Source organism: Pseudomonas sp. LBUM1661, from assembly GCF_059695925.1.
The window spans coordinates 27991-52025 of the sequence record NZ_CP166794.1; the positions used below are offsets into that span (position 1 = coordinate 27991).

Consider the following 24035-nt stretch of genomic DNA (forward strand, 5'->3'; position numbering starts at 1 on the left):
ATGACTAGGATAAGCACAGCTTATGTATGATGCCCTTGGTGATTTGTCTCTGGATTTGCTTCGTGCTTTCGAAGCCGCCGCCCGTCAGCGCAGCTTCACGGCGGCTGCGGTGGAGCTCGGCACGACGCAACCGGCGATCAGCCAGCAGATCAAGCGGTTGGAAGAACAACTGGGCACACGGCTGTTCGACCGTATCTATCGCGGCATTGAATTGACCGAGGCCGGGACGATTCTTTTCGAGCAGGTTCAGCTCGGTTTGCAGAATATCGACGCAGGATTGAGTGCGATCAGCGCGCAACATCAACATGAGGTGCTGCAGGTCGCCACCGATTTCGCCTTCGCCGCGTACTGGCTGATGCCGCGTCTGCATCGCTTTCATGCCGCCAATCCGCAAGTTGACGTCAGCCTGGTCACCAGCGAACGCAGCCTTAATATGCTGCGCACCGACATCGACGTGGCGGTGTTGTTCGGCGATGGCCGATTCAAGCAGGGCGAAAGCCACTGGCTGTTCAGTGAAGAAGTGTTTCCGGTGTGCAGTCCGCTGCTGTTGAAAGACCGTCCCCTGCCCATGTCGGCTCAGTCATTGCTGGAATTCCCCTTGCTTCACCTGCGCGGGGAAAACAGCAGCAACTGGTTCGACTGGAGCGGTGTATTTCGTGAGTTGGGGATAACTTCTGCACCCGCACCGGGCCAGTTGCGCTTCGACAATTACACATTGTTGATTCAAGCGGCGATTGGCGGCCAAGGCGTGGCAATCGGCTGGCGGCACCTTGTGGATAACTTGCTGGCGCAAGGTTTGCTGTGTCGGCCGATTGCTGAAACGGTGATGTCCAGGCTGGGCTATTACGTGGTGTTGCCCCAGCGCAAACGGCGCGGGGCGTTGATTCAACAGTTTGTCGATTGGTTGATGGCCGAGCAGGCGAGCAGTGCGCAATCGCTCAATGGTCTGCCGTTGCCTTCGATTGCGGTATGAAAGCTTTACGGTTCTGAAGTCGCCACAAAATTCACGTGCTCACCGACGTGCAGGTTCAACCGCAGCTCATCGGCAATCCCCACCGCGACGCGATTCAACCGCTCGAGCGGTTCGGCCAGGCCCGGCTCCAGGCTGCTGCTGACATGGCTGAAATGCTCGATCGTCAGCCCCGGCACCCCGCGCGGTGCGTTCACCAGGGTCCAATGCAAGGTGCTGCTTTGCAGGGCTTCGCGGATTTCCTCGGCGGCGTGGCGCTGTAACTGGTCCTCTATTTCCGGATCGTCCAGCAACTCGAAATCCCCCACCAGAAACAGTCGGGCAATGCCCGCCGCCTGCATGCCCTCGATCAGCGCATCCACGGCCAGCACCTGTTCGACCGGGCCCGGAACGATGGTTTTTTCCACATGCTCGCTGTTGAACGGCAAGCCGGGCGCGTCCAGCAGGCAAATAACCGCCGAGCTGCCTGCCACGCTTTGCTTCACACGTTCGGCATCAAACAAATCGCCGGTCTTGGCCCGCAAACCCGGGCGCGGCGCCAGCGCTGTCAGGTCATCGAGAATCGCGATCACTTCATGTTGGCGCCGCAGCATTTCAGCCATCAGCGCACTGCCCAAGCTACTCATGGCACCATAAAGCACCACTTTCACCACTGGCGTTTCGGCATTTTTCATGGCTGGCTCCGTTCTTTCCTGCGTATATGGCGTGTGACCAATGGGAAACGGTGACGGTTCGACCGGGTTTTTAGAGGGTTTCAGATGCAAGCGATCAAGGGCTACCACGCCCATGTCTATTTTAACGCCAGCACCCTCGATCAGGCGCGAGCCTTGTGCGAGCAAGCTGCGCAATTGTTCCCGCTGAAGATGGGCCGCGTACACGAACGCCCGGTGGGTCCGCACCCCGACTGGAGCTGCCAACTGGCGTTCGAGCCGCAATACATTGGCGACGTACTGCCGTGGCTGGCGCTCAATCGCAAAGGTCTGGTGGTGTTTCTGCACCCGGACACCGGTAACGATCTGCTCGATCACACCGAGCATGCGATCTGGATGGGCGCGATCCGACCGTTGAATCTGTCTATTTTCTGATCAGATGCTTTCTTCGGCTTCGCCCGGCAAGTGCTCGTCGAGGTGCAGCCAGGGTAAACGGCTGTCCGTCCAGATGTGGCGTTCGGCCGGCGCCAGTTCCGGGTGATCGAGGGTGGCGATGGTCACATCGATGGTTTCGGGACTGAGGCGTGTGATCAGCGCCAGCTGCGCGCCACAGTTCGGACAGAAATAGCGAACGCAGCTTGATGAAGAGTCGTACTGCGCGGGTGTTCCTTTCATCCATTCAAAGGTCGACAACGGCACGGTGATCCAGGTCGTGACGATCCCGCCGCTGACCCGCCGGCAAATCGAGCAATGGCAGTGGGCGATGTCGCGCAACGGGCCGTTGAATTGATAGCGCAGTTGCCCGCAGTGGCAGCCGCCGGTATGAAATTCGGCCATTCTGTTTCCTCCTGATGCGTCTGTTCCGACGCCTTCGCGAGCAGGCTCGCGAAGGCCGCAACTCGGTTTGCCGGTCCGACGACCGGTTGTACTTCCGGTCAATGCTTTCACCAGCGAAAGCTGGGTGAAAGCTTCCCCGATTAGGATCGCCCTCACTGCCGGCAACAGACCGGTTGGCCAAAGCGAGTGTTTGATTGCTCGCCCGGTCCATTTAACAACAACAATGGTGATCCTGATGTCCTTTGCAACCCGCCGCTTCGCCGCCACTCCGCCCATACGCCTCGCGCTTCCCGTTCTGCGCTGACCCACCCGGTTCGCCCATTCCCTAGCCGCGCTATGCCTGGAGTATTCCCATGCTGACTTTCCTTGGCTTCGCCATGGTCATCACGTTCATGTTCCTGATCATGACCAAGCGCCTGTCCGCGCTGATCGCCCTGATCATCATCCCGATCATTTTCGCCCTGTTCGGCGGTTTTGCCCCGAAAATCGGCCCGATGATGCTCGAAGGCATCACCAAGCTCGCGCCGACCGGTGTGATGCTGATGTTCGCCATTCTGTATTTCGCCCTGATGATCGACTCCGGCCTGTTCGACCCGGCCGTGCGCAAGATCCTCAAACTGGTCAAGGGCGACCCGTTGAAGGTGTCGGTCGGCACCGCCGTGCTGGCGCTCGTCGTTTCCCTCGATGGTGACGGCGCAACCACTTACATGATCTGCGTGGCCGCCATGCTGCCGCTCTACAGCCGTATCGGCATGAGCCCGCGGATCATGGCCGGCCTGATCATCCTCGCCGGTGGCGTGATGAACATGACCCCGTGGGGTGGCCCGACCGCCCGTGCGGCCAGTGCGCTGCATGTGGACCCGTCCGATATTTTCGTGCCGATGATTCCGGCGATGCTGGCCGGCGTGGTGGCGATCCTGGCGATTGCCTACTTCTACGGTAAACGTGAGCGTGCACGCCTCGGCGAACTGCACCTGGTGGGCGATGAAGTCGATCACAGCGAAATCAGTGTTTCGCAGTTCCCGGATGCCCGTCGTCCGAATCTGATCTGGTTCAACGGCGCGCTGACCCTGGCGCTGATGTGCACCCTGATCGCCGGCCTGTTGCCGCTGCCAGTGCTGTTCATGGTGGCGTTCAGTATCGCGATGATCGTCAACTATCCTTGCCTGCAACAGCAGAAGGATCGCGTCGCGGCCCACGCCGGTAGCGTGCTGGCAGTGGTCGGCTTGATCTTCGCGGCCGGTATCTTCACCGGTATCCTGACGGGCACCGGTATGGTCGATGCGATGTCGAAAAGCCTGTTGGCGGTGATCCCGGATTTCCTCGGCCCGTACCTGGCCGTGATCACGGCGCTGGTGAGCATGCCGTTCACCTTCTTCATGTCGAATGATGCATTTTATTACGGCGTGTTACCGGTACTTGCCGAAGCAGCCAGCCACTACGGTATAACCGCGGTTGAAATGGCACGTGCCTCGATCGTCGGTCAGCCCGTCCACTTGTTGAGCCCGCTGGTACCATCGACTTACTTGTTGGTGGCCCTGGCCGGTATCGATTTCGGTGATCACCAGCGCTTCACCCTGAAGTGGGCAGTGCTGGTGTGCATGTGCATACTGGTCGCCGCGTTGCTGATGGGGATTTTTCCGATGTTCAGCACTCTATAAGCCCAAGACTCACCATGACGGGTCCAGGCTTTGCTATTTGAAGCCCGGGCCCTTCGTGGTTTAACACTCGCTCAAAGGAATACACATGGAATGGCTGACCAACCCTGAAATCTGGGTTGCCTTCTTCACCCTGACCGCCCTGGAGATCGTCCTGGGCATCGACAACATCATCATGATCTCGATCCTGGTCAGCCGCATGCCCAAGCACATGCAACAGCGCACCCGGATTTTCGGCCTGGCGCTGGCGATGATCACGCGGATTCTGTTGTTGCTGTCGATCACTTGGGTCATGCGCCTCACCGCGGACCTGTTCGAAGTGTTCGGCCAGGGTATTTCCGGGCGTGACCTGATCCTGTTCTTCGGTGGTCTGTTCCTGCTGTGGAAGAGCTCGCAAGAGATGTACCACGCGCTGGAAGGCGAAGATGAAACCAACGAGGAGCCGAGCGGCAAGGGCGGTAACTTCCTCTACACCATCATTCAGATCGCAATCATCGACATCGTGTTCTCGCTGGACTCGGTCATCACCGCGGTGGGCATGGTGTCCCACGTCCCGGTCATGGTCGCGGCGATTATCGTTGCGGTGCTGGTGATGATGTGGGCTTCGGGCACCATCAGCGAGTTCATCGACAAGCACCCGTCGCTGAAGATGCTGGCGCTGTCGTTCCTGTTGATCGTCGGTACCGTGCTGATTGCCGAATCCCTGGACGTTCACGTACCGAAAGGCTACGTCTACTTCGCCATGGCGTTCTCGCTGGCCGTGGAAGCGATCAACATCAAGTTGCGCACCGCGATGGCGAAAAAGAAGAAGCAGCAGGATCCGGTGAAACTGCGCAAGGACATTCCAGGGCAATAAGCCGCCTGTCCTTCAAATAATACGCAAAACCTGTGGGAGCGGGCTTGCTCGCGAAGACGGAGTATCAGACGACATCAATGTTGCCTGATACCACGCTTTCGCGGGCAAGCCCGCTCCCACATTGGTTTTCAGTCTCGGCGAAGAAGCTGTTTTCATGACAGTTTTGTTTCAATCACTTCTTTAGCTATGCGATGCTGGCGCCCAGACCGTTAGCCAACTACAGCTTAAGTACAGAACGTAGAACGTCGCGCGGCACCGTCAACTTGCCCCTTTGGGGCGCTACCACCACAGGGGGCCTGCATGCTCACCCTGCTCAATTTATTATCTGCCGTGGCCTTGTTGATTTGGGGCACGCACATTGTCCGAACCGGCATCTTGCGGGTCTACGGTTCCAACCTGCGCCACGTGATCGCCCAGAACATGTCCAGGCGCTGGCTGGCGTTCATTTCCGGGATCGTCGTGACGGCGATGGTCCAGAGCAGCAACGCCACCGCCATGCTCGTCACCTCCTTTGTCGGTCAAGGCCTGATGGCGCTGACGCCCGCCCTGGCGACCATGCTCGGCGCGGACGTTGGTACCGCACTGATGGCGCGGGTGCTGACCTTCGACCTGTCGTGGCTGTCGCCGCTGCTGATCTTTCTCGGGGTGATTTTCTTCCTGTCCCGCAAGCAGACCCGCCTGGGCCAGCTGGGCCGTGTCAGCATCGGCCTGGGGCTGATCATTCTGGCGCTGCAATTGATCGTCGAGGCCGCGGCACCGATCACGCATGCGCAAGGTGTGAAGGTGATATTTGCCTCACTGACCGGCGACATCCTGCTCGATGCCTTGGTCGGCGCGCTGTTCGCGATGGTTTCCTACTCGAGCCTGGCGGCCGTCCTGCTGACCGCGACCCTGGCCGGCGCCGCCGTGATCAGTCTGCCCGTGGCCATCGGCCTGGTGATTGGCGCCAACATTGGCAGCGGCGTGCTCGCCTTCCTCAGCACCAGCATGCAGAACGCCGCCGGCCGCCAAGTGGCGTTGGGCAGCCTGCTGTACAAGCTGATCGGCCTGCTGCTGATCATTCCGGTGCTCGACCCGTTGGTGCACTGGATCGACAGCCTGGATTTCAGCCCTCAGGAAATGGTCATCGGCTTCCACCTGCTCTACAACACTGCTCGCTGCCTGATCTTGCTGCCGAGCGTCGGGCCGATGGCCAGGTTTTGCGCATGGGTGTTGCCGGAGCGCCCGCAAGTCAACGGCATGGCCAAACCCCGTCACCTTGATCCCACCGCGTTGGTCACGCCCAGCCTGGCGTTGGCCAATGCCGCGCGGGAAACCCTGCGCATGGGCGACCTGATCGACAACATGCTCGAAGCCATGCTCGATGTGCTGCACGGCAAGCAAACCGCCGTGACCCAGGAAATGCGTCGCCTGACCGATGATGTCGAAGCGCTCTATAGCGCGATCAAACTCTATCTGGCGCAAATGCCCCGGGAAGACCTCAGCGATCAGGACAGCCGCCGTTGGGCGGAAATCATCGAACTGGCGATCAACCTCAAACTGGCCAGCGACTTGATCGAACGCATGCTGCGCAAGGTCCAGCAGCAGAAAACCTCGCAACGCCGGTCGTTTTCCCAGGTCGGCCTGGAAGAATTGGCGGGACTGCAAGGCCAGTTGATCTCCAACCTGCGCCTCGGGTTGTCGGTGTTCCTCAGTGCCGACAAGGAAAGTGCCCGTCAGTTGCTGCGTGAGAAACGTCGCTTTCGCGCACAGGAACGCCGCCTGGCCCACGCTCATGTCAGCCGATTGCAACGTAAGATCGTGCAAAGTATCGAGACCAGTTCGCTGCACCTGGAGTTGATCGCCGACATGAAGCGTCTGAACTCGCTGTTCTGCAGCAGTGCTTATGTGGTGCTGGAAACGTCCGATACCGGCGCGCTGGCCGTTGACGATTTGGCTGACATCACACATTCGCCTTGAACGTCTGGCAGTGTGGTCAGTCAGTAACATTGTGCAGCCTCAAGGCCGCCATCGCGAGCAGGCTCGCTCCCACAGTCGAAACGCATTCCACTGTGGGAGCGAGCCTGCTCGCGATGGCGGCCTGACTGACGACACGGATCTCCGATTGGTTGCCTGGAAGCTTGCTATGCGTTGTCTGTTGTTCGCCTGTCTGTTGCTGGGTTCCTTGCCTTCGTTTGCCCTGGATCGCTTCCAGGTCGAGGGCTATACGCTGCCCAACGGCCTGCAAATGCTGCTCAAACCGGGCACCGAGCGCGGGCATGTGGCGATTCGTCTGGTGGTCGGCGTCGGCCTGGATGATTTCAGCTGCGCCGATAAAGAGCTGCCGCACCTGCTCGAACACTTGCTGTTCAGCGGCATCGACGCCAGCGGCGAAGGTGGCCTGGAAGAGCGCATGCAAGCCTTGGGCGGCGAGTGGAACGCCTACACCAGCAACGCCGACACCACGTTCGTCATCGAAGCCCCGGCGAAAAACCAGCGCAAGGTGCTCGACCTGTTGCTGGCGCTGCTGACCCAGACCCGATTCGACGACAACGCGATCAATGCCGCCAAGCAAGTGGTCGAGCGCGAGGACGGTGGTCATTACTCGCACCTGCAACGCTGGCTGGACCGCCAGGACCTGGGCCACTCGGCGAGTAACCAGCTGGCGGTGGAACTGGGCCTCAAATGCCCCGAGCGCGCACAAGTCGAGCACCTCACCCGCGAGCAACTGGAAAAGGTGCGCCAGGACTGGTACGCGCCGAACAACATGACGCTGATCGTGGTGGGTGATCTCGAACGGGTGCTGCCGGCCTATCTGGAACGGGCCTATGGCGCGCTTCAGGCGATCGATCCCACCGAGCACCTGCCCCTGCCGGAAATCAAGGCCAGCGCCGCCCATGAGCGCAGCCTGATCCATGGGTTCGTCGGCGGCGGCGCCAAGTTGCACTGGCTGGTGCCGGAACCGGTGCTGGAAGACCAGCACGACGAAACCTTCGACCTGCTCAAGGACTATCTGGACTGGGCGCTCTATCGCCAGTTGCGACTCGCGCATGGTTTGTCCTACGGCCCCTGGGCCGAACGCGAGGTATTCGGTGGCGTCGGCTTCATGAGCCTGAACGCCGACCTTGAGCGCGACGACGTGACCGAGGCTGAAAGTGTGCTGGATGACTTGAAGGCCGGGTTGCTCAAGGACGGTCTCAATGTCGACACCTTCAACCGCCTCAAGCAGGCCGCCATCGCCCGCCAGGCCTGGGCCGTGCAGGGCAACAGCGCGCTGGCCGATTACTACTGGGGCGCCATTGGCGACTACGAGGACGGCCGCTTCGCCGACCCTGCCAGGGAACTGCAAGGCGTGACACTGGACGAAGCCAACAAAGCGATGCGCGAGTTGCTTCTGCAACCGGGGTATTTGCGAATCGAGAAGCCGTTGATGAGTTATGACCAGCTGCTGTGGGCGATTGTCGGGGTGTTCGCTTTGATTGTGCTCGGGCTATTGGCCTGGCGCATCCATCGCAAAGCACCACGAACCGTGTAGCAGCTGCCGAAGGCTGCGTTCGGCTGCGAAGCAGTCGTATAGCCATTCAACGCGGTCCGTCAGGTATATCTGACAAAACGGATTTACGACTGCTGCGCAGCCGAACGCAGCCTTCGGCAGCTGCTACACGGGTTTGTGATTGGAGTGCAGCCCCTCGCCACACCGCTTTGCCAGCGGTACTCTGTCGAGGATTTTTTCCTACGACTAGTGCGAACCGCCGAATGCCTACCCTGACCCTGTACGTCCAGCGCATCCTGGAATTGATGAAGCGCTATCCGGGGGTCATTGCGCTCGGTGGTTTCATTTCCGGGGTCGGCAGTTTCATTCTGGTGGATCGCCAGCAAGGCCTGGCGACCTGGATCACCATCATCATGGTGCTCAGCTGGATCTGGCTGATGCTGGAAAACAGCCTGACCAAGCTGTTCGCCAGAATCTTCAAACGCGAAATTCCCCGGCCCCTGCTGCGTTACGCCACGCAGATGATTCACCAGGAAAGCCTGTTCTTCGTCCTGCCGTTCTTTTTCATCACCACCACCTGGAACAGCGGCCAACTGTTTTTCACCGGGCTGTTGGGCATTGCCGCACTGATTTCCATCGTCGACCCGCTCTACTACAAATGGCTGGCGCCACGGCGCTGGGCGTTCCTCGCGTTGCACACGCTGACACTGTTCGCCGCGCTGCTGACCGCCCTGCCCGTCATCCTGCACCTGACCACCTCGCAGAGTTTCAAACTGGCCCTGGGCATCGCCGTGCTGCTGTCGTTCCCGAGCCTGGCGTCGATCTTCCCGATCCGCACCGTGCGCAACGCCTTGGCGATTCTCAGCATCACCCTGGGCATCGGCGCCCTCGGCTGGGTGCTGCGCTCGTGGGTGCCGCCCGCGACGCTGTGGATGACCGACGTGGCGATCAGCACGCAACTGCAGGACCGCACGCCGGGCAAGAGTCTGGATGAAGTCAGCGTCGAACAGATCCGGGGTGACGGGCTGTACGCCTACACCGCGATCAACGCCCCGCGCGGCCTGGACGAGCGGATCTATCACGTGTGGAAGTTCAACGGCAAAGAGGTCGACCGCATCCCGCTGGACATCCACGGCGGGCGCAAGGAAGGCTACCGGGCCTGGACCCACAAAACCAATTTCCCCGGCAACCCCGTCGGCAAATGGCAGGTTCGCGTGCTCACCGAAGACGGTCAGGTGATCGGTGTGTTGCGCTTCAAGGTCAAGGACAGCACGCCGATCAAAGAAAAGTAATGCGGTTCGTGCTATTACGTAGATCTGCGTAGTAGCCGAACAAGCACGGAGCTTATGACCAGCAGCACAATCGCCGGCAATGCCCAGCTAGACACCTCTCACTCCCCTGCTCAACTGCGGGTCACGGGTGACTGGACGCTTGCCCACTACGCCGACCTCAAGCACCTGAGCGAAACGCTCCACGGTCAATACACCGACAGCACCCACATCGACCTCAACGGCCTCGGCGCACTCGACACCGCCGGCGCCTCGTTACTGGTGGAGTTGCTCGGTTCCGAGCGTTTGGGGCGCTCCGCCGAACATCCCGATTGCACACTGTCCTCTGCCGACCGCGCCTTGTTGCAGACCGTCTACTGTTCGCTCACCGACTTCTGCGTACCGATCAAGGAACCGGAAATCAGTGTCGGCATTCAACTGCTGACCCGCATCGGCCGCGCGGTCGACGCGGTTTGGCAGGACACCTTGCAACTGCTGGGTTTCGTCGGCCTGATCCTCGAAACCATCGCCCGTGGGCTGTTTCGCCCCAAGCGCTGGCGCATCACGCCGATGGTCGCGCACATCGAACAGACCGGCCTCGACGCCGCGCCCATCGTCGCCCTGCTGACCTTTCTGGTGGGCGCGGTGGTGGCGTTCCTCGGGGCGACGGTGCTCGCCAGTTTCGGTGCGAGCATCTTCACCGTGGACCTTGTCGCCTTCTCCTTCCTGCGCGAATTCGGCGTGTTGCTGACCGCGATCCTGATGGCCGGCCGTACCGCCAGTGCGTTTACGGCGCAGATCGGCTCGATGAAGGCCAACGAAGAAATCGACGCGATCCGCACCCTGGGCCTGGACCCGATGGAATTGCTGGTGGTGCCGCGCGTGCTGGCGTTGCTGGTGGCGCTGCCGATGCTGACCTTCCTGGCGATGGTCTCGGGAATTATCGGCGGTGGCGTGGTCTGCGCCGTGTCGCTGGGTATCTCGCCGGCGATGTTCCTCTCGCTGCTGCAAACCGACATCGGCGTTCAACACTTTCTGGTGGGGATCGTCAAAGCGCCGATCTTCGCGTTCCTGATCGCCGCGATCGGCTGTCTTGAAGGCTTCAAGGTCAGTGGCAGCGCCGAGTCCGTGGGCGCGCACACCACGTCGAGCGTGGTCCAGTCGATTTTCGTGGTGATCGTGCTCGACGCCGTGGCCGCGCTGTTTTTCATGGAGATGGGCTGGTGAGTCGTCTACCCCGAGCGCCCGCCGAGGCGGTGATCGAAGTCCGTGGGCTGTGCAATCGCTTTGGTCGCCAGAGCGTGCACGAGAACCTCGATCTGGATTTGTACAAGGGCGAAATCCTCGCCGTGGTCGGCGGTTCCGGCAGCGGCAAATCGGTGTTGCTGCGCAGCATCGTCGGCTTGCGGCAGCCCAGCGAAGGGCTGGTGAAGGTCTTTGGCAAAAACTTGCCGACGCTGTCCGAGCACGAGCGCTCGATGGTCGAACGACGGTTCGGCGTGCTGTTCCAGAAAGGCGCGCTGTTTTCTTCGCTGACCGTCACCGAAAACGTCGCCCTGCCCCTGATCGAACACGCCGGTTTGAGCCGCAACGATGCCGAGCATCTGGCGGCGGTGAAAATGGCCCTGGCCGGCTTGCCGCTGTCGGCGGCAGACAAGTACCCCGCTTCGCTGTCCGGCGGCATGATCAAGCGTGCGGCCCTGGCCCGGGCGCTGGCGCTGGACCCGGACATTCTGTTTCTCGATGAACCCACCGCCGGCCTCGATCCGATCGGCGCCGCAGCGTTCGATCAACTGATCCTGACCCTGCGCGATGCCTTGGGCCTGAGCGTGTTTCTGGTGACCCACGACCTCGACACGCTGTACACCATCACCGACCGGGTGGCGGTGCTGGCGCAGAAAAAAGTGCTGGTGGCGGACGCCATCGACAAGGTCTCGGAAACCGACGACGCGTGGATTCACGAATACTTCCATGGCCCTCGCGGCCGCGCGGCGCTGACGGCCGCTCAACAGCTCAACGAGGTCTGACATGGAAACCCGAGCCCATCATGTGTTGATCGGCCTGTTCACTGTGATTGTGGTGGCGGGCGCCCTGCTCTTCGGCTTATGGCTGGCCAAGTCCAGTGTCGACACCGAGTTCAAGGATTACGAAGTCGTCTTCAACGAGGCGGTCAGCGGCCTGTCCAAGGGCAGCGCCGTGCAGTACAGCGGGATCAAGGTCGGCGACGTGGTGACCCTGCGCCTGGACCCGAAAGACCCGCGCCGGGTGTTGGCGCGGATTCGTCTGGGCGGCGATACGCCGATCAAGGAAGACACCCAAGCGATCCTGGCGCTGACCGGCATCACCGGCACCTCGATCATCCAGCTCAGCGGCGGTACCCCGCAGAGTCCGAAGCTCAAGGGCAAAGACGGCAATCTGCCGGTGATCGTGGCATCGCCCTCGCCCATCGCCCGCCTGCTGAACGACAGTGGCGACCTGGTGGCCGGGGTGAACATGCTGATGCATAACGCCAATCAGATGTTTTCCTCGGAGAACGTCGAACGCATCAGCAAGACCCTTGAACACCTGGAGCAAACCACCGGCACCATCGCCGACCAGCGCGGCGACATCCGCCAGGCCATGCAGCAACTGGGCGCCGTCGGCAAGCAGGCCACGGCCACCCTCGAACAGACAGCCGCGCTGATGCGCAATGCCAACGGCCTGCTCACCGATCAGGGCCAGCAGATGTTCGGCAGTGCCGAGCAGGCGATGAAGTCGCTGGAACAAAGCAGCGCGACCATCAACAAGCTGCTCACGAGCAATCAGGATTCGCTCAACAGCGGGATGCAGGGCCTCAATGGCCTGGCCCCGGCGGTGCGTGAGCTGCGTGAAACCCTGAGCTCGCTGCGCGCCATCTCTCAGCGCCTGGAGGCCAACCCCAGCGGTTATTTGCTGGGCAGTGACAAGAACAAGGAATTCACCCCATGAAGCTGACCCACCTCGCCCTCCTCGCCAGCTTCACGCTGATCAGCGCGTGCTCGATTCTGCCCAAGTCCGAACCGTTCGATGTCTATCGATTGCCCTCGGCGCAAAGCGGCCCGGCGGCCAGTTACGCGACGCCGCAGCGCTGGTCGTTGCGCCTGAACAAACCCCAGGCCAGCGAAGCGTTGAACACCTCGAACATCGCCGTCATTCCCCAGGGCGACGTGATCAGCAGCTACAAGGGCTCGCGCTGGAGCGATCCGGCGCCGGTGCTGCTGCGCAATCGCCTGCTGGATGGTTTCCAGCGTGACGGGCGGGTGACGCTGTTAAGTACTGATGACAGCAATTTCCAGGCGGATCTGGAGCTGGGCGGGAGTTTGCAGGCGTTCCAGACGGAATACCAAGGCTCGAGCGCTGGCGTGGTGCTGCGGCTGGATGCGTTGCTGGTGCGCGGTTATGACCAGCGAATCCTCGCCAGCCGGCGCTTTGAAGTGCGTCAGCCGCTCAGTGATGTGAAAGTACCGGCGGTGGTCGCCGGGTTTGGCCAGGCAAGTGATCAGCTAACGGCGCAAGTGGTGAGTTGGGCGGTCGAACAAGGCCAGAAAGTCGCCCCGCCACTGCGACCTTAAAACCTACATAAACCACTGTGGGAGCGAGCCTGCTCGCGATGGCGGTCTGACAGCCAACATCTATTTTGAATGTCACGCCCTCATCGCGAGCAGGCTCGCTCCCACAGGGGATTTTGGTTAGCCGAAGAACCAATAGCAGACGCCGATCGCGCCAAGCACGCCGGCCAGTTCCGCCAGCAACGCACACCCCACCGCATGCCGCGCCCGCTGGATCCCCACCGCACCGAAGTACACCGCCAACACATAGAAAGTCGTTTCGGTACTGCCCTGAATCGTCGCCGCCACCAGTGCCGGGAAGCTGTCCACGCCTGAGGTTTTCATGGTTTCGATCAGCATCGCCCGGGCAGCGCTGCCGGAGAACGGTTTAACCATCGCCGTCGGCAGCGCATCGACGAAGCGGGTGTCCCAACCGGCCCATTCCACCAGATGCCGAATCCCGTCCAGGCCAAAATCCAGCGCGCCGGATGCGCGCAACACGCCCACCGCGCAGAGCATCGCCACCAGATACGGCAGCAGGTTCTTGGCCACGTCGAAACCTTCTTTGGCGCCTTCGACGAACGCCTCGTACACCTTCACTTTACGCAGCGCGCCGACCACCAGGAACAGCATGATCAGCCCGAACAGCGTCACGTTGCCGAGGATCGAAGACAGGCCGGCCAGCGCGGTCGCCGAGAGCGTTCCCAGCAGCGCCATGAAGCCGCCGAGGGCCAGGGCACCGGGAATCAGGTAAGCGAGCACCACCGGGTCCCACAGGCGCAGACGCTGCATGACCGCCACCGACAACAAGCCGACCAAGGTCGAGCAGCTGGTGGCCAACAGGATCGGCAGGAACACCAGGGTCGGATCAGGCGCGCCTTGCTGGGCGCGGTACATGAAGATCGTCACCGGCAGCAGGGTCAGCGAGGAGGCGTTGAGCACCAGGAAGAGGATTTGCGCGTTGCTGGCGATGGTGTCGCTGGGGTTGAGCTCTTGCAGCGCCTTCATGGCTTTGAGGCCGATCGGCGTGGCGGCGTTGTCGAGGCCCAGGCCGTTCGCGGCGAAGTTGAGCGTGATCAGGCCGATGGCCGGGTGACCTGCCGGGACGCCGGGCATCAGACGCAGAAACAATGGGCCCAATGCCTTGGCCAGCCACTCGACGATCCCGGCCTTCTCGGCAATTCGCAGAAAACCCAGCCAGAGGGTCAGGGTGCCGAACAGCAGGACCATGACCTCGACCGACAATTTGGCCATGGCGAAAATGCTTTCCACCATCGCCGCGAAGATCCCGGCGTTGCCGCCAATCAGCCACTGCGCCAGCGCCGACACGGCTGCCACGATGAAGAAGCTTAGCCACAGGCCATTGAGCATCAGTTGAATCCCCCGAAGAATGGGGCGAATGATAGCGGGGTCGCCAGAAACGACAAACCCCGGATTTCTCCGGGGTTTGTCGGTGCAGTTGGCGCGGATCAATGTGGGAGCCAGCCTGCTGGCGATAGCGGTGTTTCAAACAACAGAGATGTTGAGTGTGCCGGCCTCATCGCCAGCAGGCTGGCTCCCACAAAAAAGCCAATCTCCACAGGGTTCAGCAATCAGTTAATGGAGGTTTCGCCAACCGGCAGCTTTTCCTTGCTGCGCCAGTGCGGCAGGGAGTTCCAGTAGCGCTGGCCCTTGGCGTCGTCGTACATGCCTTCCCAACGGGAGATGACCAACACGGCCAGGGCGTTGCCGATCACGTTCAGTGCGGTACGGGCCATGTCCATGATGCGGTCGACACCGGCGATGAACGCCAGGCCTTCCAACGGAATACCCACGCTGCCCAGCGTGGCCAGCAGCACCACGAAGGACACGCCCGGTACGCCGGCGATGCCTTTGGAAGTGACCATCAAGGTCAGCACCAGCAGCAATTGCTGGCTGATGGACAGGTCAATGCCGTACAGCTGGGCAATGAAGATCGCCGCGATGCTTTGGTACAGGGTCGAACCGTCGAGGTTGAACGAGTAACCGGTCGGCACCACGAAGCTGCAAATGGCTTTCGGCGCGCCGTAGGCTTCCATCTTCTCGATCACGCGTGGCAACACGGTCTCGGAGCTGGCGGTGGAGTAGGCCAGCACCAGCTCATCCTTGAAGATGCGCATCAGCTTGATCACCGAGAAGCCGAACAGGCGAGCGATCAGGCCCAGGATCACGAAGGCGAAGAAGGCGATGGCGACATAAACCAGGATCACCAGTTTGGCCAGCGGGATGAGGGAAGCGAAGCCGAAGTTGGCCACGGTCACCGCGATCAGTGCGAAAACGCCGATCGGGGCGTAGTTCATGATCATGTGGGTGACTTTGAACATGCTTTCCGACACGCCCTGGAACATCTTCACCAGAGGCTCGCGCAGGTCCGATTGCAGGCTCGACAAGCCGAGACCGAACAACACGGAGAAGAAGATGATCGGCAGCATTTCGCCGCGGGCCATGGCCGCGAAGATGTTCGACGGGATCAGGTTGAGGATGGTTTCGATGAACGCGTGTTCATGCTGAACCTCGGCGGCAGTCGCCTGGTACTTGGAAATATCCACGGTACCCAGGGTGCTCATGTCGATGCCGGTGCCCGGATGGAACACGTTGGCCAGCACCAGACCGACCACAATGGCGATGGTGGTGACGATCTCGAAGTAAATGATGGTCTTCAGACCGATGCGACCAAGCTTCTTCGCGTCGCCGACACCCGCGATGCCGACGATCAGGGAGGAGATCACGATCGGGATCACGATCATCTTGATCAGACGGATAAAGATATCGCCCGCTGGTTGCAGGACGTTACTGATCCACCAGGCTTTTTCGGCACTGAAATGGTTGAGCAGCGCACCGATTGCAATCCCCAATACCAGACCGATGAGGATCTGCCAGGCGAGGCTAAGCTTTGCCTTCTTCATATCTTTACCCTTACTTGCGTTTGACTCAGGCAGATGCAAGAACCGGCACGCTTGTGGCGTAAAAGTCTTGTGCATCTACCCCCGTATAAGGAGCCCCGGAGCTAGTATTTATGGCTCTCTGGCAGGCGAAAAAAGGCGCAACTATTCCGATGCAAGGAAGCGACGTCTAATGCCGTAAACGCCTACCCTATGCCGAATCAGCATGAGCTTTTTTAAATGAAACTGGCGTCCCAACCGGTTTGCATACGACATTTCGGCAGCTATAAGTACCGTGAACCGGCCATTTCAGAGGAGGTTGGTTGTTTTTTGAGCGGAGGGATGAGGGCTAAAACTACAGAAAAATCCTACGTTTAAGGGCGAATTATCGCTTACATTTTGCCGCAGCTTTCTCGATAGATGGTCGCAAAAAATCACCGGAAAAATGTATTCCAGGGAATATTCGACGTTATGCAAGGAAAGTGAGCTGAACGCTCGGGGCGATGCTTTTACCGCGAGGAAGCTCTTCGCAAGTCCGTCGAGCCCTGAGGGGTCGGCGAACTTGCGTCGCAGCTTTTCCTGACCCGGCCCTGGCGCAGGCACTCCCTGTACCCGTAGGTCACTCCGCCCCTGAAACAGGCAGAACGTCCCGACCCCTTGGTCATGCGTCTACCTTCCTCGGGTAGCGCATCGGAAAGAAGCATCGTAGCTTCTCTCTTGTTTCAAACTCAGTACCACTTCGGATCTTTCTTCAGTTGTTCCATCAACAGGTCTTGCATGCCCTGGTCCGGCTTTCCGAGGAAGCGGTAGTCGGCATGTCGCGTAGGCGACTTGTCGGCCGGCAGCCCCGCAGGCACTTCGACCAGCATGGCGTAGGCATCCTTCTTGTCGAAGCTGAACGCTACGATCAAGCGCTTGTTCAGGCACGTCTGCTGTGTTTCGCACAGTGGCCCGACCAGATACTTGTCGCCATCCTCTTCAACGGCATTCATTTGCTCGGCGTCGCCGGAGAGGTTCATCACCCATTCCGGCAGGCGTTCTTCCTTCTTCACCACGCCTTGCCACGTTTCACGGTATTGCGGGTCTGCGGTCAGCAACTCATTGACCCGCGTCTGGCCATCATTGGCCGCCATCGCCATGGCACTACCGCCCAGGAGCAGGGCGGCTGCCACTGTCTTTAAAACGCTCATGTTCAACCTCGACCGCGACGGCCAAAGAAGAACGAAGCAATGAACATCACCAGGAACACGACAAAGAGAATCTTGGCGATACCCGTGGCGGTGCCCGCGATACCACCGAAGCCCAGTACGGCGGCGATGATGGCAATGATCAAGAATGTGATTGCCCAGCTCAACATGGTGATTCTCCTTACGCTTCTATTTAGAGGTGTTGCTTGTGGTGCCTTTCCCGGCGCAGCAAGCGCGCCAAGTTCGTTTACTTAGAACACCCAACGTTCCTGACGGGGCATCTCATCCACAGGCTGTGCCTGGTCGACGTCCATCATGCGCATCGGGGCGAGGTCAGCCTGGTTGCTGCTGGCGGCGCTGAAGTGGGTTTGGGTCGGGTGCTGAATCGACACACGGATCGCGTCTTGCTGCTGGCTCTGGTTCCAGCTCTGAAACTGCTGGCCGCCGATCAAGGTGATCAACAGCGCCAGAACAGCAAACAGGCCTTGCTGGATATGCAGTGGCGAGATACGCAATTGGGCGGCACGTTGGCGACTCATCCTGAAGCTCCTCCCACACTGTGGTGATCTGGTTTAGGGCATCGATCTTTTGCCCTGGATTAACCAAATCATTGCAGTGTGCATGCCAGCTTTTTACAGGGATAAAATCGTTATAAATCAATATGTTATGAATACAGTAAAAATCATTCCGGACGCATCCTGCACGATGCCCCTCCTGAAGTCGTGCGTAATGCACGATGGTTCCGTAGGAAGTTTCAATATTTTTGAATTGAGAAGAGGGCGCGGATGTCACAACTGCACGCGGGAAGCCGCCTGAAAAGCGTTAATTTATTAAAAAACCAACAAAATCAGGTCATTAGCCGTAGGGTGATGAGATATCTACCCCGGCGTGGCCGGAATCGACCAGAATCAACCATGCAACTTGCCCGATTTTTCCGGGACTAACCAAAGATCATTCATTAAGGAGCGTAGGAAAATGGAATCAGCCACTGAGAATCAAGGCCGCATTCTGCTGGTGGACGATGAGTCCGCCATCCTGCGAACCTTCCGTTATTGCCTCGAAGACGAAGGCTATAGCGTCGCTACCGCCAACAGCGCGGCGCAGGCGGATGCATTGTTGCAGCGTCAGGTGTTCGATTTGTGCTTCCTTGATTTACGTCTGGGCGAAGACAACGGCCTGGATGTGCTGGCACAGATGCGTATTCAGGCGCCGTGGATGCGCGTGGTGATTGTCACGGCTCACTCGGCCGTGGACACCGCCGTCGACGCGATCCAGGCGGGTGCCGCCGATTATCTGGTCAAGCCGTGCAGCCCCGATCAATTGCGCCTGGCCACCGCCAAGCAACTGGAAGTGCGGCAACTGTCAGCACGTCTGGAGGCGTTGGAAGGTGAGGTGCGCAAGCCCAAGGACGGTCTCGATTCCCACAGCCCGGCGATGAAAGTGGTGCTCGAAACCGCCCGCCAGGTGGCCAACACCGATGCCAATATCTTGATTCTCGGCGAATCCGGTACGGGGAAGGGCGAGTTGTCCCAGGCCATTCACGGCTGGAGCAAGCGCTCGAAGAAGTCCTGCATCACCATCAACTGCCCGTCCCTGACGGCCGAACTGATGGAAAGCGAGCTGTTCGGCCATAGCCGTGGCGCCTTCACCGGCGCCAGCGAAAGTACGTTGGGTCGAGTCAATCAGGCCGACGGTGGCACGCTGTTTCTCGACGAGATCGGCGATTTTCCATTGGTTTTGCAGCCTAAGCTGCTGCGTTTCATCCAGGATAAAGAATACGAGCGGGTAGGCGACCCGGTCACCCGCCGCGCTGATGTGCGCATTCTGGCCGCGACAAACCAGAACCTCGAAGACATGGTCCGCGACGGTCGCTTCCGCGAAGACCTGCTGTATCGCCTGAACGTCATCACCTTGCACCTGCCGCCGTTGCGCGAACGCCGGGAGGACATCCTCAACCTGGCTGATCGCTTTCTGGCCCGGTTCGTCAAGGAGTATGCGCGTCCGGCCCGAGGGTTCAGCGACGAGGCCCGTGAAGCGCTGCTGGGTTACCGATGGCCAGGGAACATCCGCGAGCTGCGCAACGTGGTGGAGCGGGCGAGCATTATTTGCCCACAGGAACGGGTCGAGATCAGCAACCTGGGCATGGCCGAAACGCCGGTCAACAATGCCCCGCGCATCGGTGCTGCGTTGAGTCTGGATGAGTTGGAAAAAGCCCACATCGGTGCGGTCCTCGCAACGGCCGACACCCTGGACCAGGCTGCCAAGACCTTGGGCATCGATGCCTCGACGTTGTACCGCAAACGCAAGCAGTACAACCTGTGAGCCTCCTATGAAACTCGCGATGAAGTTGCGCACGCGGCTGTTTCTGAGTATTTCCGCACTGATCACTGTCGCGCTGCTGGGTCTGTTGCTAGGCCTGGTCAGCGTGATGCAGATGGCCGGCAACCAGGAAGCACTCATTCGCAACAACTTCGTCACGCTGGATCTGGGTCTCAAATTGCGCCAGACCCTGGGTGATCAACTGATCCTCATGCTCAATGAAAAATCCGACCCGGCGGCGTTCGAAGCGTCAAAGCAACATTATGTTCAGCTGCTGGATGAAGGTATTGCCCATGAACAGGGCGGCGAGGGCAACCTGTATGGGTTCATGCAGGCCAAGGATGATTACCTGAGTTTTCTGCAAGCGTTGGACCTGTCACACGACTCGACCCATGTGCTCAGCGGTAACGAGGCATTGACCGAACGATTCAACGCGTTACGCAACGGGTTGATCGCCGAACACAAGCGAGCACTGGATAACATCAACGATACGCAGCGCCAAGCGCGGGAGCGGGCGCTGCTGATTGCCGGCCTGCTCGGATTGGTCGGGTTGGCGGTGCTGATCATCGGCTTCGTGACCGCCCATGCGATTGCCCGACGGTTCGGCGCGCCGATCGAGGCCTTGGCGCAGGCGGCTGACAACATCGGCCAAGGCAATTTCGAAGTGACCCTGCCGATTTCTTCGGCAGTGGAAATGAACCAACTGACCAAGCGCTTCGGCATCATGGCCGAGGCCTTGCGCCAGCATCAGGCGACCAACATCGATGAGTTGCTTGCCGGCCAGCAGCGCTTGCAGGCCGTGCTCGACAGCATTGACGACGGTTTGCTGATGATCGATCGCGATGGCCATCTGGAGCACCTTAACCCAGTGGCGCAGCGTCAGCTGGGCTGGGACGACGATCGTCTTGGCCAAGGGCTGGGCACGGCCCTTGAACGCCCCGAACTCGATGAACAACTGCAACTGGTGCTGCGCGGCGGCACCCTGGAGCGGGCGCCGGAAGACTTGAGCATTGAGGTCGATGGCGAGTCGCGGTTGTTGACCTATAGCCTGACGCCGGTCAGCCATACCCAGGGCCATATTCTCGGCGCGGTGATGGTGCTGCATGATGTGACCGAACAACGTGCTTTCGAACGGGTGCGCAGCGAGTTCGTATTGCGCGCCTCCCATGAGTTGCGCACGCCGGTGACCGGGATGCACATGGCGTTCGGTCTGTTCCGCGAGCGCGCACATTTTGCCGCGGATTCGCGGGAAGCCGATTTGCTCGACACCGTGAATGAAGAGATGCAGCGCTTGATGCAGCTGATCAACGACCTGCTGAACTTCTCCCGCTACCAGAACGGCTTGCAGAAACTGACCCTGGCGCCGTGTTCCATCGAGGAGTTGCTGGAGCAGGCCCGGTCACGTTTTGCCGGTTCCGCGATGGAGAAGGGCATCGATCTGTTAGTGGAGGTTCAGGGCCCTTTGCCGTGGTTGCAGGCCGATCAGCCGCAACTGGACCGGGTGCTCGATAACCTGATCGACAATGCATTGCGCCATACCGCTGCCGAGGGGCAGATACGCCTGCAAGCCCGTCGCCATGGCGAGCGAGTGATTATCAGCGTCGAGGACAACGGTGAAGGCATTGCCTACGGCCAGCAGGGACGGATCTTCGAGCCCTTTGTTCAGGTCGGTCGCAAGAAAGGCGGGGCCGGGCTCGGTCTGGCGCTGTGCAAGGAAATCGTGCAGTTGCACGGCGGGCGGATGGGCGTCTATTCGCGGCCGGGGCAGGGGACTCAGTTCTATATGGCGTTGTCGGTTTGATCCGTTGCGACTTCAGGCTTCATCGTCCAGGCGCCGCGCGGAGAGCCGGCGGCCTCGGGTAATCAGTTCGATGAACTGCACCGCGCTTAACGCATGAGCGAACAGCCAGCCCTGACCGAATCTCACCCCTTCACTGCTCAGAAACGCTGCCTGGGCTTCATATTCGATGCCTTCGGCGATCACCTTGAGTTGCAGGGCCTGGGCCATGTGAATGATGTGCGGGGCGACCCCGCTACTGGCCGCGTCATGGCCCAGGGCGTCAATAAAGGCCTTATCGATTTTCAGGCAATCCACCGGCAGGGTTTGCAGGTAGGCGAGGCTGCAATAGCCGGTGCCAAAATCATCGATCAGCACTTGATGCCCGACATCACGCAAGGCTTGCAGGTTTTCCCGAGCGACCTCGACATCGATCAATCCCCGCTCTGTGACCTCAAAGGCAATCTGTTTGGCGGCGACCCGGTGCAAGGTCAGCAAGCGCGCCATGACCTGGCCGATACGCGGCACCATGACATCACAGGCCGCCAGGTTGACCGAGATGTACAGCTGCGGATTCGCCCGCAGCAGTTGCCCCAGTTGCTCAAGCAGGCGCTGGAGTACGAAGTCGGTCATCTGGCGGATCTGGCCGGTGTTCTCAGCCATGGGAATGAACAGATCGGGGCTGGTCAGCGTGCCGTCCGGTCGTCGCCAGCGCAGCAGGGCTTCGGCACCGACACAGTTGCGGCTGTCGAGGTCGAAGATCGGCTGATACAGCACCTGCAACTCGCCTCGTCGAATGGCGCCTGTCAGTTCGGCGTCCAGCGACTGGCGTTGGCGCACCAGCAGAAACACCATAAAGCCTACACACACGCCCAGTAACAGGCTGGCCGGCAGCAACCACCACCATACGGCGGGAATGTGCATGCCGGTACGCGGGGAAATCAGCACCAATTGATAGGCGGGATTGTTGGTTGGCATGCGGTAAATCAAGCGGGTCTGAGTGATTTGCAGCGATTCGCGGCTTTTCGGGGGCCAGGCTTCCGTCGGTGGCCAAGCCTGTTCGGCACCCAGTACCGGGATGGCCCGTGCTCCACGGTCAACGACCACCAGCAAGCTGCTGCCCGGAGACAAATCGACCATGTCGGTCAAATGCCCGCGAGAGGTGGCGACCCGAAAATTGCCACGCCCGAGCATTAAAGCGGCGCGATTCTCATCGGGTTCGGTGGTGGTATTCAACCAGTAGCTGTAGGTGGGGCCCTTGATGTCCGGCGGACGTATCAACGACAGTTCCTGGCGAGGGCGATTGGAGCAGATTCGCGAGGCGTCCATATAAACCGCTTCGTACACGAAGCGGTAATTGAAACTGACCTGCTGCAAGGTGGCGATCATTTCGTCATCGCAGCCTCTTAACGGCTGGGCTTCCAGGTCGTCGAGGCTTTCACGCAATTGCCCGAACAACTGCTCCAGACGCGCGAGGAAACGCTCGCCCTGAGCATTCATTTCCTCACTTTCGTTCTGCTCGACTTGATGGATGGCCACGAACAGACTGCCCGCCATCAACAGTGTCGTGCTCAACGCAGCAGCCAGCATCGCCAAAAACCAGGGGCGATAAAACCAACTACGCAACGTCTCTCGAGCAGCAGTCATCGTGCAATATCCGAAGAATTACCAATGAGTTATAGCTGCTGATTGAGAAAAAGCGTGACCGTCGGGCGGGCGTCATTATTTTGTCTGGTTCAACACCTGAAGCAACGCTGCCGTTTGCGCGTCCGGCATGCCGTCAAAGCGGGAAGGGCGGAAGTGCATCTGAAAGGCGCCCAGCACATGGCGCGTCGCTACATCCAACTCCCCGGTTTGCGGGGTGGGATAACCCAGGCGAGCAAGCTGTGACTGAAACCAACTGATGCTCGGCAGTTGTGTTTCGAACTTTGTTTGCTGACGCGCCACGGCTTGCTCGTTCGGCCAGATTCCGAGGCCTTCGGCCGCCAGGCGTTTCCAGGGAAACAGCGGCCCCGGATCGAGCTTGCGCAAGGGAGCGATGTCGCTATGGCCGATGATACTGAGGGGGCTGATGGCGTAACGCTTGCTGATGTCTTTGAGCAAGACAATCAAGGACTGGACCTGGGCTTCGCTGTAGGGATACCAGGCACGCTCCCCGGTCGGGAGTACTTTGAAACCCGGATTGACGATCTCGATGCCGATGGAGCTGGAGTTCAACCAGGTCCGTCCTTGCCATTCGCTTTCCCCGGCGTGCCAGGCCCGCAGGTTTTCGTCCACCAGTTTATAAATGGTGGCGCGCGAGTCGTCGCCAATCAGGTAGTGAGCGCTGACCTCGCCATGGGTCAGCAATTGCAGCGACCGCTCCAGCGAGGCGGAGGTGTAATGCACCACGACAAATTGAACACGGCTGTCGTGATTGGCAGAAGGATGGCTGGTGTCGAACCGGGGACCGCTGGCACAGCCGGCCAACATAATCAGCGACACGATGAGGGCAAGGTATTTCATGGCAGAGGCGGTACGCGCAAGTCAGTAATGCAACAGTGTAACGTACTGACCTGCGCGCGGCTGGCTAACG

22 protein-coding genes are annotated in these 24035 nt (G+C 60.0%); 13 read left to right on the plus strand and 9 right to left on the minus strand.

What is annotated here, in order from left to right; all coding sequences use genetic code 11:
• Nucleotides 1-22 precede the first annotated feature (22 nt).
• Nucleotides 23-973: a choline sulfate utilization transcriptional regulator gene (locus ACA057_RS00130; RefSeq protein WP_497344990.1), complete on the plus strand. Its 951-nt coding sequence runs from the start codon at nucleotides 23-25 to the stop codon at nucleotides 971-973.
• Nucleotides 974-978: 5 nt separating this feature from the next.
• On the opposite strand, the gene ACA057_RS00135 is transcribed toward ACA057_RS00130, so the two are convergent.
• Nucleotides 979-1644 carry an NAD(P)-dependent oxidoreductase gene (locus ACA057_RS00135; protein ID WP_497344992.1) on the minus strand — a complete coding sequence of 222 codons (666 nt, stop codon included), beginning with the start codon at nucleotides 1642-1644 and terminating at the stop codon, nucleotides 979-981.
• Between the two features lie 84 nt (nucleotides 1645-1728).
• Here ACA057_RS00135 and ACA057_RS00140 point away from each other — a divergent pair, with 84 nt between their 5' ends.
• Nucleotides 1729-2055 (plus strand): DOPA 4,5-dioxygenase family protein, encoded by a 327-nt coding sequence (locus tag ACA057_RS00140; protein WP_497344994.1) that lies wholly within the window; start codon nucleotides 1729-1731, stop codon nucleotides 2053-2055.
• Here the strand turns inward: ACA057_RS00140 and ACA057_RS00145 are convergent, their stop codons facing one another.
• Nucleotides 2056-2457: a GFA family protein gene (locus ACA057_RS00145; RefSeq protein WP_497344996.1), complete on the minus strand. Its 402-nt coding sequence runs from the start codon at nucleotides 2455-2457 to the stop codon at nucleotides 2056-2058.
• A gap of 353 nt (nucleotides 2458-2810) precedes the next feature.
• On the opposite strand from ACA057_RS00145, the gene ACA057_RS00150 reads away from it, so the two are divergent.
• From ACA057_RS00150 to ACA057_RS00190, 9 genes are all read left to right on the plus strand, one after another.
• Nucleotides 2811-4118: a CitMHS family transporter gene (locus tag ACA057_RS00150; RefSeq protein ID WP_497344998.1), complete on the plus strand. Its 1308-nt coding sequence runs from the start codon at nucleotides 2811-2813 to the stop codon at nucleotides 4116-4118.
• Between the two features lie 85 nt (nucleotides 4119-4203).
• Nucleotides 4204-4971 (plus strand): TerC family protein, encoded by a 768-nt coding sequence (locus ACA057_RS00155; protein WP_497345000.1) that lies wholly within the window; start codon nucleotides 4204-4206, stop codon nucleotides 4969-4971.
• Nucleotides 4972-5271: 300 nt separating this feature from the next.
• Nucleotides 5272-6930 carry a Na/Pi cotransporter family protein gene (locus tag ACA057_RS00160; protein WP_497345002.1) on the plus strand — a complete coding sequence of 553 codons (1659 nt, stop codon included), beginning with the start codon at nucleotides 5272-5274 and terminating at the stop codon, nucleotides 6928-6930.
• 166 nt (nucleotides 6931-7096) lie between these two features.
• Nucleotides 7097-8485: a M16 family metallopeptidase gene (locus ACA057_RS00165; RefSeq protein WP_497345004.1), complete on the plus strand. Its 1389-nt coding sequence runs from the start codon at nucleotides 7097-7099 to the stop codon at nucleotides 8483-8485.
• 221 nt (nucleotides 8486-8706) lie between these two features.
• Entirely contained in the window at nucleotides 8707-9735 is a 1029-nt protein-coding gene (locus tag ACA057_RS00170) for a DUF5924 family protein (protein WP_497345006.1), read from the plus strand.
• A 54-nt stretch (nucleotides 9736-9789) separates the two neighbouring features.
• A complete protein-coding gene (locus tag ACA057_RS00175; RefSeq protein WP_497345008.1) occupies nucleotides 9790-10938 on the plus strand; it encodes an ABC transporter permease in 1149 nt (382 codons plus the stop codon).
• Entirely contained in the window at nucleotides 10935-11738 is an 804-nt protein-coding gene (locus ACA057_RS00180) for an ABC transporter ATP-binding protein (RefSeq protein ID WP_497345010.1), read from the plus strand. Before ACA057_RS00175 ends, ACA057_RS00180 begins: the two co-directional genes overlap by 4 nt.
• A 1-nt stretch (nucleotide 11739) precedes the next feature.
• A complete protein-coding gene (locus tag ACA057_RS00185) occupies nucleotides 11740-12678 on the plus strand; it encodes an MlaD family protein (RefSeq protein ID WP_497345012.1) in 939 nt (312 codons plus the stop codon).
• Nucleotides 12675-13301 (plus strand): ABC-type transport auxiliary lipoprotein family protein, encoded by a 627-nt coding sequence (locus ACA057_RS00190; RefSeq protein WP_497345014.1) that lies wholly within the window; start codon nucleotides 12675-12677, stop codon nucleotides 13299-13301. The genes ACA057_RS00185 and ACA057_RS00190 overlap by 4 nt, the downstream gene beginning before the upstream one ends.
• Nucleotides 13302-13418: 117 nt before the next feature.
• On the opposite strand, the gene ACA057_RS00195 is transcribed toward ACA057_RS00190, so the two are convergent.
• From ACA057_RS00195 to ACA057_RS00215, 5 genes are all read right to left on the minus strand, one after another.
• The gene (locus tag ACA057_RS00195; protein WP_497345016.1) at nucleotides 13419-14648 is read right to left on the minus strand and encodes a nucleoside recognition domain-containing protein; all 1230 of its coding nucleotides are present in this window, start codon (nucleotides 14646-14648) and stop codon (nucleotides 13419-13421) included.
• Between the two features lie 221 nt (nucleotides 14649-14869).
• Nucleotides 14870-16201, minus strand: a complete 1332-nt coding sequence (gltP, locus tag ACA057_RS00200; RefSeq protein WP_497345018.1) for a glutamate/aspartate:proton symporter GltP — start codon at nucleotides 16199-16201, stop codon at nucleotides 14870-14872.
• A gap of 704 nt (nucleotides 16202-16905) precedes the next feature.
• A complete protein-coding gene (locus ACA057_RS00205; RefSeq protein WP_497345020.1) occupies nucleotides 16906-17367 on the minus strand; it encodes an inhibitor of vertebrate lysozyme family protein in 462 nt (153 codons plus the stop codon).
• Between the two features lie 2 nt (nucleotides 17368-17369).
• Nucleotides 17370-17534, minus strand: coding sequence for a DUF1328 domain-containing protein (locus ACA057_RS00210; protein ID WP_003177151.1), 165 nt, complete (start codon nucleotides 17532-17534; stop codon nucleotides 17370-17372).
• 81 nt (nucleotides 17535-17615) lie between these two features.
• Nucleotides 17616-17903 carry a hypothetical protein gene (locus tag ACA057_RS00215; RefSeq protein ID WP_497345022.1) on the minus strand — a complete coding sequence of 96 codons (288 nt, stop codon included), beginning with the start codon at nucleotides 17901-17903 and terminating at the stop codon, nucleotides 17616-17618.
• A 436-nt stretch (nucleotides 17904-18339) separates the two neighbouring features.
• On the opposite strand from ACA057_RS00215, the gene algB reads away from it, so the two are divergent.
• Entirely contained in the window at nucleotides 18340-19686 is a 1347-nt protein-coding gene (algB, locus tag ACA057_RS00220) for a sigma-54-dependent response regulator transcription factor AlgB (protein ID WP_497345024.1), read from the plus strand.
• Nucleotides 19687-19693: 7 nt separating this feature from the next.
• A complete protein-coding gene (locus ACA057_RS00225) occupies nucleotides 19694-21484 on the plus strand; it encodes an ATP-binding protein (RefSeq protein ID WP_497345025.1) in 1791 nt (596 codons plus the stop codon).
• Nucleotides 21485-21496: 12 nt separating this feature from the next.
• On the opposite strand, the gene ACA057_RS00230 is transcribed toward ACA057_RS00225, so the two are convergent.
• Both ACA057_RS00230 and ACA057_RS00235 read right to left on the minus strand, forming a co-directional pair.
• Entirely contained in the window at nucleotides 21497-23107 is a 1611-nt protein-coding gene (locus ACA057_RS00230; protein WP_497345027.1) for an EAL domain-containing protein, read from the minus strand.
• A gap of 75 nt (nucleotides 23108-23182) precedes the next feature.
• The gene (locus ACA057_RS00235) at nucleotides 23183-23965 is read right to left on the minus strand and encodes an N-acetylmuramoyl-L-alanine amidase (protein WP_497345029.1); all 783 of its coding nucleotides are present in this window, start codon (nucleotides 23963-23965) and stop codon (nucleotides 23183-23185) included.
• Between the last annotated feature and the right edge of the window lie 70 nt (nucleotides 23966-24035).